This window comes from Alicyclobacillus tolerans, assembly GCF_900142255.1.
Classification (GTDB): domain Bacteria; phylum Bacillota; class Bacilli; order Alicyclobacillales; family Alicyclobacillaceae; genus Alicyclobacillus_I; species Alicyclobacillus_I tolerans.
Window position 1 is genome coordinate 104,241 of the sequence record NZ_FRAF01000007.1, and the last position, 20,150, is coordinate 124,390.

16 protein-coding genes and 1 rRNA gene are annotated in these 20,150 nt (G+C 40.8%); 1 reads left to right on the forward strand and 16 read right to left on the reverse strand.

Features of this window, described 5'->3' with window-relative positions; genetic code table 11:
• Window positions 1-17: 17 nt before the first annotated feature.
• The 5 genes from BUA75_RS05460 to BUA75_RS05480 all read right to left on the reverse strand — a co-directional run bounded on the left by BUA75_RS05460 (window position 18) and on the right by BUA75_RS05480 (window position 5,559).
• On the reverse strand, window positions 18-497 hold the full coding sequence (locus BUA75_RS05460; RefSeq protein WP_072873559.1) for a hypothetical protein: 480 nt from the start codon (window positions 495-497) through the stop codon (window positions 18-20).
• Between the two features lie 80 nt (window positions 498-577).
• A complete protein-coding gene (whiA, locus tag BUA75_RS05465) occupies window positions 578-1,510 on the reverse strand; it encodes a DNA-binding protein WhiA (protein WP_072873560.1) in 933 nt (310 codons plus the stop codon).
• A 15-nt stretch (window positions 1,511-1,525) separates the two neighbouring features.
• A complete protein-coding gene (mgfK, locus tag BUA75_RS05470; protein WP_072873561.1) occupies window positions 1,526-2,689 on the reverse strand; it encodes a gluconeogenesis morphogenetic factor MgfK in 1,164 nt (387 codons plus the stop codon).
• A gap of 3 nt (window positions 2,690-2,692) precedes the next feature.
• Complete coding sequence (gene rapZ / locus BUA75_RS05475; protein ID WP_072873562.1) at window positions 2,693-3,559, reverse strand: RNase adapter RapZ; 867 nt, start codon at window positions 3,557-3,559, stop codon at window positions 2,693-2,695.
• A gap of 257 nt (window positions 3,560-3,816) precedes the next feature.
• The gene (locus BUA75_RS05480; protein ID WP_072873563.1) at window positions 3,817-5,559 is read right to left on the reverse strand and encodes a tetratricopeptide repeat protein; all 1,743 of its coding nucleotides are present in this window, start codon (window positions 5,557-5,559) and stop codon (window positions 3,817-3,819) included.
• A gap of 218 nt (window positions 5,560-5,777) precedes the next feature.
• Here BUA75_RS05480 and argS point away from each other — a divergent pair, with 218 nt between their 5' ends.
• The gene (gene argS, locus BUA75_RS05485; RefSeq protein WP_072873564.1) at window positions 5,778-7,508 is read left to right on the forward strand and encodes an arginine--tRNA ligase; all 1,731 of its coding nucleotides are present in this window, start codon (window positions 5,778-5,780) and stop codon (window positions 7,506-7,508) included.
• Between the two features lie 85 nt (window positions 7,509-7,593).
• Here argS and hprK read toward each other — a convergent pair whose 3' ends face one another.
• The 11 genes from hprK to rrf all read right to left on the reverse strand — a co-directional run bounded on the left by hprK (window position 7,594) and on the right by rrf (window position 20,148).
• On the reverse strand, window positions 7,594-8,541 hold the full coding sequence (hprK, locus tag BUA75_RS05490; protein WP_072873565.1) for an HPr(Ser) kinase/phosphatase: 948 nt from the start codon (window positions 8,539-8,541) through the stop codon (window positions 7,594-7,596).
• 37 nt (window positions 8,542-8,578) lie between these two features.
• On the reverse strand, window positions 8,579-11,470 hold the full coding sequence (gene uvrA, locus BUA75_RS05495; RefSeq protein ID WP_072873566.1) for an excinuclease ABC subunit UvrA: 2,892 nt from the start codon (window positions 11,468-11,470) through the stop codon (window positions 8,579-8,581).
• A gap of 62 nt (window positions 11,471-11,532) precedes the next feature.
• On the reverse strand, window positions 11,533-13,518 hold the full coding sequence (gene uvrB, locus BUA75_RS05500) for an excinuclease ABC subunit UvrB (RefSeq protein WP_072873567.1): 1,986 nt from the start codon (window positions 13,516-13,518) through the stop codon (window positions 11,533-11,535).
• A gap of 164 nt (window positions 13,519-13,682) precedes the next feature.
• Entirely contained in the window at window positions 13,683-14,468 is a 786-nt protein-coding gene (locus BUA75_RS05505) for a flagellar motor protein MotB (protein ID WP_072873568.1), read from the reverse strand.
• Window positions 14,446-15,252, reverse strand: coding sequence for a flagellar motor protein (locus BUA75_RS05510; protein WP_072873569.1), 807 nt, complete (start codon window positions 15,250-15,252; stop codon window positions 14,446-14,448). Before BUA75_RS05510 ends, BUA75_RS05505 begins: the two co-directional genes overlap by 23 nt.
• Window positions 15,253-15,278: 26 nt before the next feature.
• On the reverse strand, window positions 15,279-16,589 hold the full coding sequence (locus BUA75_RS05515; RefSeq protein ID WP_072873570.1) for a hypothetical protein: 1,311 nt from the start codon (window positions 16,587-16,589) through the stop codon (window positions 15,279-15,281).
• Between the two features lie 57 nt (window positions 16,590-16,646).
• Window positions 16,647-17,525 (reverse strand): permease-like cell division protein FtsX, encoded by an 879-nt coding sequence (ftsX, locus tag BUA75_RS05520; protein ID WP_207549713.1) that lies wholly within the window; start codon window positions 17,523-17,525, stop codon window positions 16,647-16,649.
• Window positions 17,526-17,529: 4 nt separating this feature from the next.
• A complete protein-coding gene (ftsE, locus tag BUA75_RS05525) occupies window positions 17,530-18,216 on the reverse strand; it encodes a cell division ATP-binding protein FtsE (protein WP_072873572.1) in 687 nt (228 codons plus the stop codon).
• 128 nt (window positions 18,217-18,344) lie between these two features.
• The gene (locus BUA75_RS05530; protein WP_072873573.1) at window positions 18,345-19,298 is read right to left on the reverse strand and encodes an SPFH domain-containing protein; all 954 of its coding nucleotides are present in this window, start codon (window positions 19,296-19,298) and stop codon (window positions 18,345-18,347) included.
• 68 nt (window positions 19,299-19,366) lie between these two features.
• Window positions 19,367-19,663: an NfeD family protein gene (locus BUA75_RS15850; RefSeq protein WP_072873574.1), complete on the reverse strand. Its 297-nt coding sequence runs from the start codon at window positions 19,661-19,663 to the stop codon at window positions 19,367-19,369.
• A gap of 368 nt (window positions 19,664-20,031) precedes the next feature.
• Window positions 20,032-20,148 (reverse strand): 5S ribosomal RNA (gene rrf / locus BUA75_RS05540).
• Window positions 20,149-20,150: the final 2 nt, after the last annotated feature.

The window sequence follows — 20,150 nt, forward strand, 5'->3', positions numbered from 1 at the left end:
GCGATGGAAAAGTAACGTTATCGACGCATGATACGCCGTTGTGGATGAAATTTTTTCATGACCTTTTGACGCCAGATTTGAAAACGCCACAGAATTAAAGCCACAAAAGCGGCTATTAAGCCAAGGATTACTAAAATCCAGCGAGTTGGCAAGGCTTCAATCGGTTCAGCATAAGTCAAGGACGTGGGGGTATGATGCTCAAGAACCACAAAACGCCCATCAGCACCAAACAAGTGACTGTCGGGAGGAAGCACCACCGTCTGATCATCTAGGCGATTGAAAAAACGCAGATACCCTTCTTCATCTACCCCGTTATACACCCACTCAGCAATAACCGGTTCGCCAATAGTAACTTCTTGGTAGAGCGGATTGCGCGACTCAAAAGGAATAATCCAGCGCATGATTTCAAAGATGAAAGTTGCAGATATGATTGCCAATACAATCAACCAGCGCGGTTGCACCCATGGGCTACGCGCTTTTTTTGCAACAAACCGCACACGCCCCATCTCCCGTCACAGGGTCTATCATTATAATGTATGGGTTTGTTGTCCGGAGTAGACCAAGCTACTCATAAGGTTTACGGCTGAATTTGATCAGCTAATTCAATCAATTTGCGAAATCTGTGATTTAACCCTGATTTACTGACACGATTGTGCAAATGGCTACATAGTTCCTGTAGATTGGCTTCCGGATAACGAAGACGAAGTTCTGCAGCTTCACGAAGATGATCGGGCAAGGAAGATAGTCCTACCGTTGCTTCAAGACGGCGTATCGATTCCAATTGCCTCACGGCGGCACTGATGGTTTTGTTCATATTGGCGGTCTCACAATTGACAAGTCGATTTACCTGATTGCGCATCCCTTTTAAAATTCGAGTATCTTCAAACTTAAGCAAAGCTTGATGAGCGCCAATTATGGAAAGAAAATCCACAATTTTCTCTCCTTCTTTCAAATAAACAATATAAGCTTTTTTCTTTTGAAAAAATTTCGCGTTTAACTGATAACTATTCAAGAGTGACTGTACATACTTTGCATGTTCTTGAGAAGGTACCTGAACCTCAAGATGATAAGAAGAACTGCCAGGTGCATTCACCGAACCTGCTGCCAAAAATATGCCTCGCAAATAGGCGCGCAAGGCCTGGGTATGAGTATGTGGAGGTATACGAAACGGGAGATGCCCTTCTGTCATAGGCATATCACGCCAACTCAGTTGCTCCAGCATAGATAACGCTTGAGATTCGCTGAGACGGATTCCGTACACGTGATTTTTTTTCAATCGCATTTTTCGACGTACAACTACTTCTGCGGAAAGATTTAACATTTCCTTTAACTGTGTGTAAATACGGCGTGCGGTTGCTACATTTTCCGTTTCCATGACAATAGACAATCGACCATCTTGTTTTACAATTACACCAATTGAACTAACCACTGCGGCAAATTCACTGATTTGACAATCGGATCGTTCATGAATCCAAGTTAATTCTTTTTTTGTTTCGGAAGCAAAGGACATGCTTCCACCTCTCTTTCACCACTCGCCTGCACTCTCCCGCTCATAGCCAAGAAGGGACATAATTTGTTCGGCTATCAAACGACTGTCATGCCGAGCATATGTTGCATAATGCACAAAGTTTCTGGCAATCACACGAACACGCAATTGATGCAATCGCTCAATATCTGGTTGTACTGGGAACGAGTTTTGCTCACGATATTGATGCAACGCTTCCTCTGGAAAATTAGCCGAATTTACCAAGACATAATCAAACAAACCCGGCTTGGTATGATGATAAATCGTCTCTACGTGACTTGAAGCAGATAATTCATCCGTTTCACCAGGTTGCGTCATTACATTGCAAATGTATAATTTTAAGGCCTTACTGGACTGAATCGCCTCTACCATTCCAGGAATCAACAAATTCGGAAGAACACTTGTGTAGAGACTGCCTGGTCCTATCACAATGCCATCCGCTTCTTGAATGGCTTGTAACACTTCTGGTAGCGGTTTTAAGTCTTCCGGGACGAGTTGAATCTTTTTAATTTGCGATCCGGCCTCGGGGATTTTGGACTCACCTTCTACCACTCGACCATCAGCCAAGATGGCTTGTAGTTTTACATCTTCCTTGACGGCAGGCAAAACTCTTCCACGTACAGCCAAAACTCGGCTTGTCTCACGAATTGCTGATTCAAAATCGCCCATAATATGAGTCATGGCGGCCAAAAACAGATTGCCAAAGCTATGTCCGGCCAAACCTTCACCAGATTCAAAGCGAAATTGCAAGAGTCGTTCAAGCAACGGCTCAGTATCAGCCAACGCTACCAGACAGTTTCGAATATCGCCAGGCGGAGGCATGGAAAAATCACTGCGCAATCTCCCTGAGGAACCCCCGTCGTCTGCAACGGTTACAACGGCTGTTAAATCCACCTGAAACTCCTTTAATCCTCGCAATACTACAGAAAGTCCTGTCCCTCCACCAATAGCCACAATTTTCAATCGCCGCTTAGCTGCATTCGCAATTTGTCGATTGCGCCGCACATCACGCCACCAGCCCAACGCCAAAAGAAAAACTGCGGCTGCCAGAACCATACCGCCAGCTTCTGTACCATGTTGCCAGTTAGCTAACCGCAAGGTACCTGCCAATATCCCGACCCCGATACAAGCAACAGTCCAGGCTACCCACCACCATCTTCGCATGGTTTATCCCTCCCGCCTGCTGTCCCGATGTATCAGTTGAATATCTGATAAATTTTGCAAACTCTGAGCAAGATAACACGATATGGCTACCGAGCGATGTTTTCCTCCTGTGCAGCCAATACCGATGACTAAATGACTTTTTCCTTCCTTACGAAATTCAGGAATTAAAAATTGCAGCAAACCCTCTGTTCGTTTTATGAATTCTTGAGTGGCAGGCCACTGCATGACATATTCAAATACACGTTCATCTTCACCTGTCAACGGTCGCAAGTCATCAATATAGTAAGGATTAGGCAAGAAACGCACATCGAGAATCATATCCGCATCAATTGGTATTCCGTATTTGAAACCAAAAGAAACAATATGAACGGGCATGCGAGGTTGATGTTCCGCAAATCTTTGAATAATTTCCTGCTTCAATCGATTCGGACGCCAATGACTGGTATCCAAAACCACATCGGCTGCATTGCGAATCTGTTCCAATGCCGCTCGTTCTTTAGCTATACCTTCCAGCAAAGTCATTGAAGGTGCTATAGGATGCCGTCGTCTCGATTCCTTATAACGGCGAACCAATACTTCATCACTAGCGTCTAAATAGACTATAGAGAGTTCTAAAGATTGATTGAGACGCAATTGCTTTACCATTTCAAGGAGGGGTTCAAACCATTCTCCTCCACGTAAGTCGCATGCTAAAGCAACTTTGCTGATGCGTCCTCCCGATTGACCAACAACATCGAGAAACTTTGGTAACAATATCGGGGGCAAGTTGTCAATACAAAAATAACCAGCATCTTCTAAGGATTGCATGGCTACCGTTTTCCCTGCCCCAGACATGCCTGTCAAAACTAAAGTGCGTATGCGCTCCGTCACAGACTGCCCACTCCCTAGTCTCTTGTTCTTCAAGCATAGCACGCCACTCATTCCTCAACAACGACACAAAACCCATATCTCCATTCAACTGTCTTGGCATCCCATTAGGTTTTTATCCTTGACATCATTAAAAAAATGGCACCCAGATTGGGCGCCACAAGGAATATATTAAAAGGGGGTCAAATGTGCTACACCTGTATAGTACGCCGAACATATTGCAAGCGTGTTACAAACGGTTTAAGTTTTCATGACAACAGCTATTCTTTTTGGACATTTTGCAAAAGTAGTTGCTCAATTCTTTGAGAAGCCTTGCGAATTGAAGTGGATGAAACCTCAAACGCCTCTGAAAGTTCACGTAAAGTAACTGATATTCCTTCGTAACGGAGCACTAAATATAACAGCCCTCCAGCCCAAATTCCAATTTTACCAATTTTTTTATCGTCTTCCGGCAATCTGAGATACAGATATTTCAACCAGGTCTTTTTAACCAAGCCATGGATATTTTCATATCCTTGACGAAATAACCATAATTCAGCTAAGCTCCAAACTTCTTGATAATATCGATTAACCTGAAGGATGATGTCTTCTTGAACATCTGTTAGCGATAACCTTTGTAACTGATGATTGTGACGAATTTCCACAAAATTGACTTTGCTGATATGTTTGAGCAAAAGCAATGAGTAAATACGTAATTCTTCTTCAACATCCTGTTCCCGTAAAAATTGGCGAACCATTTTTTCAGCTACATCGTCCCCGATTTGACTAAGTGCAAAGAGAATGGAAAACTTGGTCTGCTGATTGCCATGAATTAAACCCCATTGAAGAGAAGCACGGAAAATTGGATCGTCACGCCATGTTTCAACATCCATCTCTTTCAATCGGCGTCTCATTTCTACATACTGCAGTTGTACGGGAATATCATACTGGTAAGAAATATTTACTTTTTTGTATCCTTCTTGTTCAGCTTCAGAAAGCACTCGCAGGTAATATTCAGCCATCTGATACATTTTTTCGTCTTTGGACAACTTAGTCCACCAACGCTTGGCAGTTGCAAAATACCCCGCATTTGCCGCAGCAGCAGCAATGGAATGAATCAGGATGACATCAGGATCAATTGTAAATCTCGCTATCGTCAAAAAGCAGCGCATTGCTTGAACATGCATCCCAACCAATCCATACGTAGTAGCCAATTTCATGGCCAAATCGTAGTTGAGCGGGAATACAGGTTCAAACTTACTGAAATATTCAACCGCAGCTTCTTGACCCCACTGCTGTTTAATATAAACCCCGTAATTACAGAGAGCATGCAAGTTGTCAGGCTGTTGGGTCAATACCTCTTCTGCCATTTTCAATGCTTTTTCAGTTTGCCCAGTGTAAAAATAAGCTAAGGACAAATTGTTGCGAGCAGCTATGTTTTCTGGCTCCTTGACAATCATTCTTTCCAGCCATTCAACAGCTTCTTCAAATTTACCCTGTTCTAACAAATGTCGACCATCACGCAAAGCAGCGGCACGCTCTTGTTCTTCTTGCTCTGCTTCATAACGTGAATAAGCCTGACCTCCGCCAAATTCTTCTAAAAGGAGATCTAACATCTCCTCTGCTTCCAATACATATTCACCATCAGGACAGACATCTAAATATCGTAAAATATACTCCTCTGCCAAATCATATTGGCCAAGATGAGCATAGTTATTAGCCAGATAAAAATAACATTCGGACATATCGGGATCCACTTCTTGCAAAACCTTCTCAAGAACGGCTATCGAATCTGTAAATTGACCTAATTCCGCTAAAATCCCAGCAACATTACAATGATTTGCTGGGTTATTTGGATCAGCCTCTACGGTTCTCTGAAAAGCACGCAACGCCCTGTGTAAATCGTTGCGCCGCAAATATTCCAATCCTCTTTCATGGAAATAGTCAGCCGTCTGTTGAAATGGAATAACTTTATTGGAATGTCCCTGCAAATTAGATGAACGCTTGGGTGAGACAGGTTTCAAGCTCAATCACCTCCAAGCCAGACAAATTCAATATTACAGTTCATGTAGAAATCAGCTACAAGCTGCAGGTTGTCTGACAAAACTCCAAATTATGTGAACTAATCACGGACAGTATACCATACCCAAACGAAACTCTAGAAGCTAGGTCTGTCTAAGTCATCTTTGAACCATGCTATAATAGGACAATTCAATAGTCGATGACGTCGGGGAGAGAGAATATGCGTACAGTAAAAATTGAACTGGCCAATAAGATAGCGAGCACTTTACAGGAAACTCCGGAAAACTGTGCTATGCTGATGGAATATCCACCAAACCCAGAACTTGGAGATTTAGCGTTACCCTGCTTTAAATTTGCAAAAAAGTTAAGAAAAAATCCTCAACAAATTGCCCATGATATTGCCCAATTACTCAAATCTGCAACTTGTTTAGAAAGTGTCACCGTTGAGAACGGCTACGTCAATATGAAAATTCGACATAGCGTAATATGGAATAAAGTTTTTGAAATTTCCTCCACACATATAGCAAACCTGTTTACAAGACAGAGATTTCTGGGCAAAAGAGTGGCTATCGATTACTCTTCCCCCAATATTGCCAAACCTTTCGGAGTTGGCCATTTACGCTCCACCATTATTGGTGAAGCCTTACTGAGGATGTTAAAAGAAGATGGGTTTGAAGGAATCGGTATCAACCATCTTGGAGACTGGGGCACTCAATTTGGAAAAGTTATTGCTGCCTATCAAAAATGGGGCTCAGAAGATAAAGTTAAAGAGAATCCAATTCGCGAACTATTTCAGTTATATGTCCGATTTCATCAAGAAGCTGAACAGAATCCTCACTTAGAGGAAGAAGCAAGGTACTGTTTCAAAAAGCTTGAGGATGGGGACGAGGAAACCATTCGTTTATGGCAATGGTTTATCAAAGAAAGTTTGACTGGATTCGAAAAAACCTATCGATTGCTCGGTGTTCATTTTGACCATTATCTTGGTGAAAGTTTTTACAACGATAAAATGGAAGCTGTTGTTGAGGAACTGCAAGACAAACATCTATTAGTGGAAAGTGATGGTGCTTTCGTTGTTGATTTATCAGAGTGGAACATGCCTCCATGTATTATCCGAAAATCTGATGGTACCACCATATACGCGACTAGAGATTTAGCAGCCGCCCTTTATCGGCATGACAAACTTCACGCTGATTATCTCTTGTATGTTGTCGGTTCGGAGCAGACCTTACATTTTCAGCAAGTATTTAAAGTATTGGATTTAATGGGTAGAGATTGGTCCTCCAACTGTGTACATGTAGCCTTCGGACTTATGAAATTCAATGGGGAGAAACTTTCAACGCGTCGTGGACATGTTGTTTATTTGGAAGATGTGCTTGAAAAAGCTATCCAAGAAGCACGCTCCATTATTGAGAGTAAAAATCCGAATCTCTCCAACCCAGATGAAGTAGCTCGCCAGGTAGGTGTTGGGGCAGTGATTTTCAATGATTTGAAAACTTATCGAATCCATGATGTGGATTTTCGATACGAAGATGTGCTCAATTTTGATGGAGAGACTGGTCCGTATGTTCAATATACGCATGCACGAGCATGTAGTGTATTGCGAAAAGCTTTAACCACCATTTCTCAGGAAGAAATGAATTCCAGCGTTTCAGTACCTGATGTTGCACTCCAATCCTTTACATTGACGCCATCTGAATGGTCTCTGCTTAAGCAAATTGCGCAGGCTAATGAATTTTTTGAGAGAGCAGTCGATCAATATGACCCGTCAGTGATAGCTCGTTTTGCCCTGCTCGTCAGTCACGCGTTTAATCGTTTTTATCATGACGATCCGATCCTTACTGCTCCCCATTCTATCCGCCAAAGAAGATTGGATCTGGTTCGTCTAACCAAACATGTTCTTGCTCATACTCTACATTTATTAGCTATCGAAGCGCCTGAAGCCATGTAATCCGTACAAGTGTTTCAGCTAATATTCCTAAAAAGGACTGCAAAGCAAAGCTCTGCAGTCCTTTTTTGTCTAATTTAACGCATACTTAAGAAGAAGGATTCTCCTCTACATGACTCGCAATGACCCCCGCTAATTCTTCTGTAAAAGCTTTAGCAGCGTCGTAACCCATCCCCTTTAGGCGGAAATTCATGGCAGCTACTTCAACAATAACTGCCAAGTTGCGTCCTGGCCGAACCGGAATGGTAACCAAGGGAACTTCCACATCAAGAATCCGCATTGTATGATGATCAATTCCCAGTCGATCGTAAGCCTTATTCTCCTGCCAAGCTTCCAAATGAATGACCATTACTAATTTCTTGTGCGTTCGAACAGCCCCCGCTCCAAAAAGAGTCATAGCATTCAATACACCAAGTCCTCGTATTTCTAACAAATGTTGAAGTAAAGTAGGCGGACTGCCCAGTAATGTATCATCGGAAATTTGGCGAATTAATACCGCATCATCCGCAACTAATCGATGACCTCGCTTGATTAATTCAAGCGCAGTTTCACTCTTGCCTATACCACTGCTACCAGTAATGAGAATACCGATACCATACACATCTACCAACACACCATGAACCAGTGTCTCGGGGGCCAGACGTTCTTCCAAAAAGTTTGAGAGAGTGGCTGCGGCTCTTGTGGTCACCATTTGCGTACCAAGGATTGGCAATTCTCTACGTAAAGCCTCTTCCAACAACGGGTCTGGAGGCATTTCACTGCGGCTGATGATGACACAAGGTGTTTCTTCATATGCACAGAAAGCAAATACTCGTAAAGCTTGCTCTCGAGGATTCATTCCTTGCAAGAAAGAAAGCTCAGTTCGACCTAATAATTGTACCCGTTCAGCTGGATGGTATCGTAAATAGCCAGCTAAAGCCAGACCAGGACGATTTATATCTACAGTACGAATGACTCGCTGTAAATTAGCATCTGGAGTAAAGACGTGCATGCCCAGACTATCAACCAGTTCCTGCACTGTGATGCCTCGCTCCATCTGAACCCCTCCACTCGCCATTCTCTGAATAAAAACATTAACCCTCAGTTTTTTCTGCAACCAAGCTATATTCAGCTAATTTGACTTGAGCATGCCGAGTACGCTCTTTGTCACGCTCAAGAATAGGTCGCAAAAATTGCCCTGTATATGAATTCGTCAAATTGCATATGTCTTCTGGCGTTCCAGTCCCTACCAGTGTACCTCCCCTATCGCCACCTTCCGGACCGAGATCGATAATATAATCTGCTGTTTTGATAACATCCAGATTATGTTCAATGACGAGCACAGTGTCCCCTTGCTCTACAAGACGATGAAGAACTGTCAAAAGTCTTGCAATATCCGCTACATGCAATCCAGTGGTCGGTTCATCCAGAATGTAAAATGTCCGTCCATTACTGCGCCGATGCAATTCACTTGCAAGTTTAACACGTTGCGCTTCTCCACCTGACATGGTCGTCGCTGGCTGTCCAAGTTTCATATAATCAAGACCAACATCATGTAGCGTCTGTAACTTTCTTGAGATGCGAGGGATATTTTCAAAAAATTGAAGCGCTTCTTCTACCGTCAAATCCAGAATGTCCGCTATGTTTTTTCCTTTATAGCGAACTTCTAAAGTTTCTCTATTATAACGGCGACCTTTGCAAATTTCACAAGGTACATACACGTCAGGCAAAAAATGCATTTCAATTTTAATAATGCCATCACCCTTGCAAGCCTCACATCGTCCCCCGCGGACATTAAAAGAGAATCTACCTTTTTTGTACCCGCGTATTTTAGCCTCGTTAGTCGTTGCAAACAAATCTCGAATATCGTCAAAAACTCCTGTATAGGTAGCAGGATTGGAGCGAGGCGTTCGACCAATGGGAGACTGATCAATATCCACCACTTTATCGAGATACTCCATTCCTCGTATGAACTCGTATCTTCCAGGTTTTACTCTAGCTTTATTTAAATCGCGAGCCAGTGATTTGTAAATAATTTCATTAACCAGTGTGGATTTCCCCGATCCCGATACTCCTGTTACACAAATAAACAGGCCAATAGGAATTTTCACGGAAAGATTTTTGAGATTATTTTCTTTAGCTTTACGAATCTCCAGATAACGTCCATCTGGGTGACGACGCTCCGTTGGAACAGGAATAAAATTTCTACCAGATAAATAATTTCCCGTTATCGATTGTTCGTTAGACATAACCTCTTGCGGTGTTCCTTGCGCAATGACTTGTCCGCCATGCGCCCCGGCGCCAACTCCCATATCGATAATATGATCTGCGGCAAGCATGGTATCTTCATCGTGTTCGACCACAATCAACGTATTGCCCAAATCACGCATATGTTCGAGTGTTTTTATCAACCGTTCGTTATCACGTTGATGCAATCCGATACTCGGCTCATCCAAAATATAGAGTACACCCATTAAACTAGAACCGAGCTGTGTAGCTAGACGTATGCGTTGCGCTTCCCCACCAGAGAGCGTACCTGCAGCACGGGAAAGTGTTAAGTAGTCGAGTCCAACATTTTTCAAAAAACCTAATCTCGACTGGATTTCTTTGAGAATTAATCGTGCAATCGCCCATTCCTTCTCAGAGAGTCGCAGGTTTTGAAAGAAAGCCAGCGACTCAATAACCGAATCCTCTGTTACATCGGCAATATTTCGATTTCCAACGCGTACAGCAAGCGATTGGGGTTTGAGCCGTTTTCCTTTACAAGCTGGACATGGCTTCGCACTCATATAACCTTCAATAAATTCTCTTATAGACTCGGATGCAGTATCCCTATATCGACGTTCTAAATTAGGAATCACACCTTCAAACGGTATTTCAGCAGTTTTCTGCTGTCCAAATTCATTTTCATATCGAAACTGAATTCGCACACCATTTCCATATAAAATTTTTTCAACCGCTTCTTCAGGCAATTCAGCAATGGGTACCTGAGTGTCAATACCGAGTGTTTGACAGGCTGATTTCAATAATTGTGGGTAATAGTTTGAGGTCGATCCGGTCCATGGATCAATGGCGCCTTCATCAATGGATAATTGCGGATTAGGTATGACCAATGATTCATCAACTTCCATTTTAACACCTAATCCCGTACAAGCTTCGCATGCTCCAAATGGACTGTTAAAAGAAAACATGCGCGGTGCTAGTTCTTCCACACTAAATTGGCAATTAGGACATGCTAAATTTTGACTAAAAAGAATTTCTTCTTTTCCTATAACATCCACAAGTACGATTCCGCCCGCCAACCCAAGCGCGGTTTCTAAAGAATCGGCTAAACGAGAGGTTATGTCTTCACGGATAACAATACGGTCAACGACAGCTTCAATATTGTGTTTTTTGTTTTTTTCAAGCTGAATTTTCTCTTGTACATCAAGTGTTTCACCATTCACACGCACTCGCACATAACCTTGTTTACGTATTTCATCAAATATTTTTTGATGCTCTCCCTTTCGTCCACGTACAAGCGGCGCGAGAATTTGTATGCGCGTGCCTTCTGGGAGATGCATCAGATGATCTACCATCTGCTCTACAGTTTGCGATGTAATGGGAATATCACAATTGGGACAATAAGGTTGACCAATTCTTGCAAATAAAAGACGCAAGTAATCATATATTTCAGTGACCGTACCCACAGTAGAACGAGGATTGCGACTTGTCGTTTTCTGATCTATAGATATCGCAGGCGACAAACCGTCAATAGAATCAACATCAGGCTTATCCATTTGACCGAGAAATTGTCTCGCATAAGCCGATAGAGACTCAACATATCGCCGCTGTCCCTCTGCATAAATGGTGTCAAAAGCCAGAGAAGATTTCCCTGAGCCACTTAATCCCGTAATGACTACAAATTGGTCGCGTGGAATTCGCACATCAATATTCTTTAAATTGTGCGCACGCGCACCTTTTACTTCAATATATGCGCTGCTCATTGTACACCTCACATTATCCGAATAGCGGTCATGTTTAGAAAAATAAAGGAAATTGGCTTACTCTAACCAGTCAATTCAACAATTAAATCACGAAGTTCAGCGGCCCGTTCAAATTGCAATTCCTTTGCTGCTTTCCGCATTTCTTCTTCCAGTTTTTCAATTAAAGTTTTTCTCTCTTTATTCGACATTTTTTTAGCTCGTTCTGCTAAAGGAATAAAATCGTTTGCCTCTTCAGCAGAGCGTGTTGCTTCAATTACAGCACGTACAGATTTTTGTACCGTTTGCGGAGTGATACCATGTAACTCATTAAAAGCAATCTGTTTAGCTCGTCGCCGATTGGTTTCATCAATCGCAAGGCGCATTGATTCGGTAATATGATCGGCATACATAATAACTTCTCCGTGACTGTTTCGTGCAGCCCGGCCAATCGTTTGAATCAAAGAAGTAGTTGCGCGTAAAAATCCTTCTTTATCCGCATCTAATATGGCAACAAGTGAAACTTCAGGCAAATCAAGACCTTCCCTAAGCAAGTTAATACCAATCAAAACGTCAAATACTCCTAAGCGTAAATCTCTCAAAATGACCATACGTTCAATGGTTTTAATATCAGAGTGTAAATAACGAACCTTAATTCCTATCTCTTTGAGGTAGTCCGTTAAATCTTCGGACATTTTCTTCGTTAAAGTTGTGATAAGAACTCTTTCTTTGCGAGCGATTCTTCCCTGAATTTCTACAACTAAATCATCAATTTGTCCTTTTGTGGGCCTTACATGGATTAACGGATCGAGCAAGCCTGTTGGACGTATGATTTGTTCCACTCGTTTTTGTTCATGGGCTTCCTCGTAAGGACCAGGAGTTGCAGAAACATAAATAATTTGGCCAATTTTTTGTTCAAATTCCTCAAAAGTTAAAGGTCTGTTATCTGCAGCCGACGGGAGCCTAAAACCGTGCTCAATTAAAGTTAGCTTGCGAGTTCTATCTCCACCGTACATCCCTCGAATTTGCGGTAATGTGACGTGAGATTCATCAATAAAAGTAATAAAGTTATCTGGAAAATAATCTAATAGCGTATTGGGAGGTTCACCTGCGGCTCGCCCTTCTAAATGACGGGAATAGTTTTCAATACCTGTACAAAAACCAATTTCCAGCATCATTTCAATATCGTAATTTGTTCTTTGTTCCAAACGTTGGGCTTCCAGAAGCTTCCTATTGGCACGCAACTCTGTCAATCTTTCTTTGAGTTCATCACGAATTCTTGTAATTGCTGCTTCCAGACGTGGACGTGATGTAACAAAGTGAGACGCCGGGAAAATAGAGACATGCTCTCTATACCCTACCACTTCTCCAGTCAATACATCGATTTCGGTGATCCGATCTATCTCGTCTCCAAACAACTCGACACGAATGGCATGCTCGCCCCTGGAGGCTGGGAAAATTTCTACTGTGTCACCTCTAACGCGAAATGTGCCTCGCGTAAAATTCATATCATTACGCTCATACTGCATGTCTACCAATCGATGAAGGATAGAATCCCTAGAACGTGTGCTATTGACACGCAAAGACAATACATGACTTGCATATTCCTGCGGACTACCCAACCCATATATAGCCGATACACTGGCGACCACAATAACATCGTTTCTTTCTAAAATAGATGCTGTCGCCGAATGGCGCAATTTATCAATTTCATCATTAATTTTTGCATCTTTTTCTATATAGGTATCTGTCGAAGGAATATAAGCCTCCGGCTGATAATAATCATAGTAGCTGACGAAATACTCAACTGCATTTTCAGGAAAGAAGTCTTTAAATTCTGCCGCAAGTTGTGCTGCCAATGTTTTATTATGCGCTATCACTAAAGTAGGTCTATTTAATTCAGCAATAATATTTGCCATTGTAAATGTTTTTCCTGAACCAGTTACCCCAAGCAAGGTTTGATGTCTTAATAATCCTTGAACACCCTCTACCAAGCCTCTGATAGCTTCTGGTTGGTCTCCTTGCGGATGATACTGTGATACCAGTTTAAACTTTCTGTACTCACGTTCCAAAATAGTTTGACCTCCTAGCAAGAAGCCTCTTTAATTAAGAATATCACATTCTACAAAAAATAAGAACAAATGTTCGCCATTTTTAAAAATAAAAAAGGACAGCAATCTGCCATCCTCAGCATGCTCGAAGACTGAAGAAAATAGACCTAAATGATTGGTAAAGACTATCCATTTCCTGCAACACCTACTGGCTCAGCATTGATAGTACCCGGTTGAATTCCCTGCCGCAAAATAACAATATTCACACGACGATTCATTTGGCGATTCTGCGGTGTATTATTGGGGACTATTGGACGATATTGACCATATCCAATCCCTGATAGACGCTGAGGGGCTATGCCATGACTAGCCAAAAAACGAACGACACCCATGGCTCTACCTGCTGAAAGTTCCCAATTGGAAGGATAAATCGGAGTATCTATTGGTTCATTGTCCGTATATCCCTCAACAACAATTTGATTTTGCAAGGATCGAAAAAATGGAATTAAACCCAAAAGGATCTTTTGTGCCTCAGGACGAATATTAGCCGATCCGGTATCAAAAAGCACGACATCTTTAAGAGTTATCTGCACACCTCTTTGTTGGTTTTGGAGTGATACATTACCACTTAAATTGTGTGATTGAATATATGACTGCAATATGGCATAGAGATGATTGAGCTTACTGTCATTCTGCTTTTGCATGGATGACACTTTTTGCTGATCACCCGTATTGGTTGGATTCGCTGCCGAAATTAAAGCTGTTGTTCCTGTATTATTCAATGGTATCTGATCGGATTTATGTAATGCAGCTGCTAACGATTGTGATAAAGATTCAAATTTAATATGATTAATAGAAGACATTGCGTACATAATCACAAAAAATATCATGAGTAATGTAATTAAATCTGAATATGTTATTAACCAGCGTTCATGATTTTGTGGTGGTTCAGGCTTGCGCCGTCTCGGCATTGACCTCACCCGTCTTTCCTTTCGAAGATTCTATACGGTCAGCAGGTGGTAAAAACGCTTTTAGTTTTTGGCCAAGTATTGTTGGATTTTCTCCAGCCTGTATCGATAAAACTCCTTCCATCATAATTTCTCTAAGTAAAATTTCATCCTCGTTTCTATGCTTCAACTTATTAGCGATAGGCAGCCAAAAAACGTTAGCACTTGCAACACCATATAACGTAGCTGTAAAGGCTGTAGCAATTTGTGGGCCAAGCTTTGAAACATCTTGTAGACTCCCAAGCACATGAATTAGACCCATTACCGTACCAATAATACCCATTGTAGGTGCAAAACCGCCAGCAGCCTCAAACATCTTAGCTCCTATTTCATGGCGTTGTTCAACATAAGAGAGTTCAGTCTCCATCATATTTTTAACCAATTCGGGATCGACACCATCTACTACCAATCTGATGCCATCTCGCAAGAATTGATCTGGAAAACTTTCAACTCTATCTTCCAGTGCAAGAATACCTTCTCTTCTTGCAATTGTCGCTAGATTAACCAGTTGTTCAATCACATCAAGGTAATCAATTTTTTTTGAAAGAAAAGCGATTTTCAGATATTTCCCTATACGTAAAAAAGTTTTTAATGAAGAAGAGGTTAATGTTGCCCCTAATGTACCTCCAAAAACAATCAATGCTGCATTCGGCTGGAGAAGAGCTGTAAATGAGCCTCCATCGAGCATAAATCCTCCCACTAACCCAACTACAGCAATAATAATTCCCGCAAGCGTTGCGATATCCAATTGATTTACCTCCCCATATCCCTATCTTAATAGGATGTACGGACAATTTCTTCCGATTTGTCCTTTTGATGATCTGTAATATCGATAATTTTTTTTCTTTTGCTAAATAAACTCATAAACAAACCAAAAGCCCTTTTTTCTTCTGTGACGTTTATATCTTCTTCCGATAAAATTAACAAGCCTAATTGATGACGTTCTCCACTATATATGGGTTTGCCAATCATCCTTACTTCTCCTTGAATATCTACTATCTGAAATTTAACATAAGCTGGATTAGCATCAATTGCAAAATGTAATTCATATTCATTGCGTACAGGCATTTGATTCACTTGTAAAATCGTCTCACCAGTAGCCAACCCTATCTCCCTTGCTAATGATCCGCGCAGAGTATGAAGGATACGAGCTCCAGAAGAAATCGGTGTTATAATCGCATCACGTCTTTTTTCTTTATAACGGAAATGAAAGAACAACCCCTCCATACTCAGGAAAATAATTGCAGCTGAAATAGGTATCATAAAATCTTTGTGAACTGCGACACTCATATAGACAGCGAATCCAGCGACAATGAATTGTATAAAAGAAAGTAGGATATTCAATTTTTTAAATTGAGAAGGGGGAGTTGAACCCGCACGATACGATTGCCCAATCAATAAGGGTATTCCTAAAACACCAACTGACAGTGTATTTTTTAACAAATAAAAAGGGGCCGTCTTCTCATTAAGATTCCAAATCAAACCAGGAGTCCAAATCGCGATAGGTATCATTGATGATATCTGCAGAAAAAAACCACCGATGGATCTTCCGCGCTTACCTCGCAATATTGTTGGACTTACTTCTTCAGAGCCTGTCCAAAGAAATAAAATAATTTGTGATAAAGCTAATGCTGAGACAATGATCATCCATGACGAACTTTGAAAATCCAATAATGGCTTCATCCAACCACGAAGAGTTAGATTAGGAATATTTTTCAAAATCCAAGTGAGTATCATCAACAAGGATATACTACTAATTGAATTCATCCATCTTAATTGAGCTATAGAGAATAACATTGAACAAGCAATAAACCAAAATAATTCTCCTTGGGTGACTGAACAACCCAAATACAGAAGTGCTGCTGTGATGATGACACCAATCGCGATAGACTTGAGTTGCCTTACTAATAAGGGTTTCCCTATTCTTGTTATTCGAATGCAAAATAATTGACGCTCAGTTTGTACCTGTCGATAATTCTCCCAGAAAATTAAGAACAATGCTATATAGAGAAGGGGATTAAGGCATATATACTTAAGAACTTCTAATATGGATTCGCCCACTGATAAGATCTGTGTCGAACTCATCAGCTCCCCTCCTTTACATTAAATTACTCGATAAAATGAATCTACTGAAAACTACTTTTATATACGTAAAAATTTACGAACAGACATAAATCCGCCCCAAAACCCGAGTACGAAACCTAATACAAGAAGTGCTACCGTTACTTTAATGACAAACCAGTTTACAGAGATTAACGGAAAATGAATCCCATAAAAGTAACCTCCAGAAATCTGATATAGATATTGGTATAGAAAATCTAATGCAACAGCTGGAACTGCTCCTCCAAATACACCAATGAGTGTAGATTCAACTAAAAAAGGCATCCTTATAAAACCATTAGTTGCACCTACAAGCCGCATAATTTCAATTTCTCTTCGCCGCGAAAATATTGCAATACGAATTGTATTAGATATTAAAAATACAGCTGTTAAAAACATGGCAAGCAATAAAACAGCACCTATATTGCGTACTATATCCAAAACTCGAAAAAGCGGTCGGACATATTCCGCACCATCATTGACTGAGGCAATTTGTGGGATTGTTTTTAGGTTATTGGCTACTTGTAAGGTGTCTCTTGGATTATCCGCCTTTACAATTAAGGTAACAGGGAGTGGATTGGTCCCTAACCCCTTGAGTAAATCTCCATACTGAGGACCAAGCTCTGTTTCAAGCTGCTTCAGGCCTTGTTGCTTAGTTTCTAGAACCACTGATTTTACACCAGGTATATTTTCAACTTGCATTTCGATTTTTTGACCTTCAGCATTTGATAAATTCTGCTGTAAATATGCACTGACTTCTAATTGATTGGCAACATATTTTGACATTTGTTGGACATTGAGTGCAACCAACAACGAAACTCCTACGATTGCCAATGTCACAACAACAGCACTGAATGCAGCAAAAGACATCCAGCCATTTCGAATTAAATTCTTTGCACCTTCTTTAAAATGTCTAGACAACGAATTAATTATCATAACCATACATTCCTTTACTTTCATCGCGAACAATTTTTCCATTTTCAATTGCAATGACTCTTTTTCGGATGGTATTTACAATATCCTTATTGTGAGTAGCCATGACAATTGTAGTACCTCGATCGTTAATACGTTGAAAAAGTTTCATTATGCCCCAGGAGTTTTCAGGATCAAGATTGCCTGTTGGTTCATCAGCTATGATCACGGATGGATTATTGACCAACGCTCGAGCAACAGCCACTCTTTGCTGTTCACCACCAGACAATTGATTAGGTAATACATCCAATTTGTCTCCTAATCCTACCAATTCCATAACTTCTTTTACTCTTTTGCGAATATGACGATGAGGGGTTGAAATAACCTCCAAAGCATATGCTACATTTTCACCTGCAGTTAATCTTGGAAGCAATTTAAAATCTTGAAACACTACCCCAATACTTCGTCTCAAATATGGGATTTTTCGATTTTTTAAGCGTTCTATATTAAATCCATTCACAAAAATATGCCCTCTAGTAGGACGCTCTTCTCTGTACATCAATTTTATAAATGTGGATTTGCCTGCTCCGCTAGGTCCAACTACGTAGACAAATTCACCTTTTGTGATGTGGACCGATATGCCATTCAGGGCGTGTGTTCCATTTGCATACTCCTTCCACACATCCTGCATTTCAATCATAAAAATCCTCCTTCATCACAAAAAACGGGACTAGCTAATAAGCATGTCCCGTAAATTCGACATATAGGTACAAAATCCTGTTGGTATATGTTGTTTTTCGACGAATCTTAGGATTAGATCGGATCAATTTATAATGATGGCTTATTTTCTGAAGCATCCTGTGACTGAAACAATCCTTTCAAAGCCCCCAATGAAGAAAAAACAGAAACTGTCTCATTGGGAATAAATAGCGTTGTTGCCTCACCTTTTGCCATTCCTTGCAAGGCTTCAAAAGATTGATATGTTAATACTTTATTATCCAGTCCCGCTTCTCTAAGAAACTCAATACGACGTTTTTCAGCTTCTGCCACTAAACGGATTGCTTGAGCACGACCGTCCGCTTCCAGTTGTTCAGCTTGACGAACACCTTCTGCACGTCGAATGTTGGATTCTCTTTCACCTTCAGCCCTTAATATAGCGCTTTGTTTTTCTCCTTCAGCTCTTAGAATCGCTGCTTGACGTTCACCTTCAGCCTGTAAGATATTCGCTCTTTTTTCACGTTCCGCTTTCATTTGTTTCTCCATTGCATCTTGTATTTCTCGCGGAGGTTTAATATCAACAACCTCCACACGGTCAATTCTTACTCCCCAGGACTCTGTAACTTCATCAAGTGCTGTTCTTAAAGCAATGGATATTTTATCTCTGCCAGCCAAAGTTTCATCCAATTCCATATGACCTACTACCTGGCGAATATTAGCGGCTGTTACGTTTTGAATTCCCTGAACAAAGTCCTGAATGTTATAAGTTGCTCTCTTGGCATCAACTACTGTGTAAAAAAACACCGTATCTATGGAAATTTGCACATTGTCCCTAGTGATGACCATTTGTGGCGGAACTACAACTTGTTGAGTCCGAAGATCCAATACGCGAACAACACGATCGATAAAAGGAATGACAAAATTGACTCCAGCTTGTAAAGTATTATGGTACTTACCGAGTCTTTCAACAATAGCTAACCTTTGTTGAGGAATAATCCGAATGGAGCGCCATATTGCTATAATCACTAAAATCAATATAATAAATCCAATAATAGATGTTAGCATCTACTCACCTGCATTCTATAATGATTATCGTTATCAATAACAAGCAATCAAGACGATAACGCATAAGTTTATTTGAATAGTACTACCTTTAAAATTACAGAATCAATAGCTATCACTTGCACAATATCCCCCATATTGACTGGCTGGTTACAAATGGCCGACCAAATCGAACCATCTATTGATACAGTTATTATTTTCCCTGCTTCACCCCCACGAATCACCTTACCCTCTTTATTTAGTAAAGATTCTTGCTCAGTTATATATGTTTTTTTATTTCTAAGCTTGCGAGCATAAGGTCTTGATATAAGAAGAAGTACTACTGCTAAAAAAATGAATACAATAATCTGAAGTAACCATCCATTCATAAAATAACTAATTATACCTGTAACAACGGCTGCTAATGCAATCCAAATAATAAAAAAAGTAAATGATATTAGTTCAATGACTGCAAGAATTAATCCAAATAAAATCCACAGTAAATGTTCCAGTATGATACCACCTATCGAAACAAATTTTAGAATAGTATATATTTTCTTATATTATACTATATGTTTAATAAATCATAGTATGAAAAAAATAACCAAGATTAAAGACAGTGATTATGCTTGGTCATTGATCAAGATTACATGATCATATATAAAGATTAGATAATCAAAATCAACAAAAAAGTGGCTGTAAGGCAGAATCCCCAAGGAGGGAAACTCCACACTTAACAGCCACCTGTACTCCTGTTGCCTGGCAACGACCTAGGTTCCCAGGGGTCTTCACCCCAAGTATGCTCGGCGCTGGAGGTCTTCACGGTCGTGTTCGGGATGGGTACGCGTGTATCCCCTCCGCTATGGTCACCAGACT

Coding starts and splice junctions, on each gene's coding strand:
- whiA (WP_072873560.1), bottom strand. CDS start 1,510: ATGTCCTTTGCTTCCGAAACAAAAAAAGAATTAACTTGGATTCATGAA.
- mgfK (WP_072873561.1), bottom strand. CDS start 2,689: ATGCGAAGATGGTGGTGGGTAGCCTGGACTGTTGCTTGTATCGGGGTC.
- argS (WP_072873564.1), top strand. CDS start 5,778: ATGCGTACAGTAAAAATTGAACTGGCCAATAAGATAGCGAGCACTTTA.
- hprK (WP_072873565.1), bottom strand. CDS start 8,541: ATGGAGCGAGGCATCACAGTGCAGGAACTGGTTGATAGTCTGGGCATG.
- uvrA (WP_072873566.1), bottom strand. CDS start 11,470: ATGAGCAGCGCATATATTGAAGTAAAAGGTGCGCGTGCGCACAATTTA.
- BUA75_RS05505 (WP_072873568.1), bottom strand. CDS start 14,468: ATGCCGAGACGGCGCAAGCCTGAACCACCACAAAATCATGAACGCTGG.
- BUA75_RS05515 (WP_072873570.1), bottom strand. CDS start 16,589: ATGAGTTCGACACAGATCTTATCAGTGGGCGAATCCATATTAGAAGTT.
- ftsE (WP_072873572.1), bottom strand. CDS start 18,216: ATGATTGAAATGCAGGATGTGTGGAAGGAGTATGCAAATGGAACACAC.
- BUA75_RS05530 (WP_072873573.1), bottom strand. CDS start 19,298: ATGCTAACATCTATTATTGGATTTATTATATTGATTTTAGTGATTATA.
- BUA75_RS15850 (WP_072873574.1), bottom strand. CDS start 19,663: ATGAATGGATGGTTACTTCAGATTATTGTATTCATTTTTTTAGCAGTA.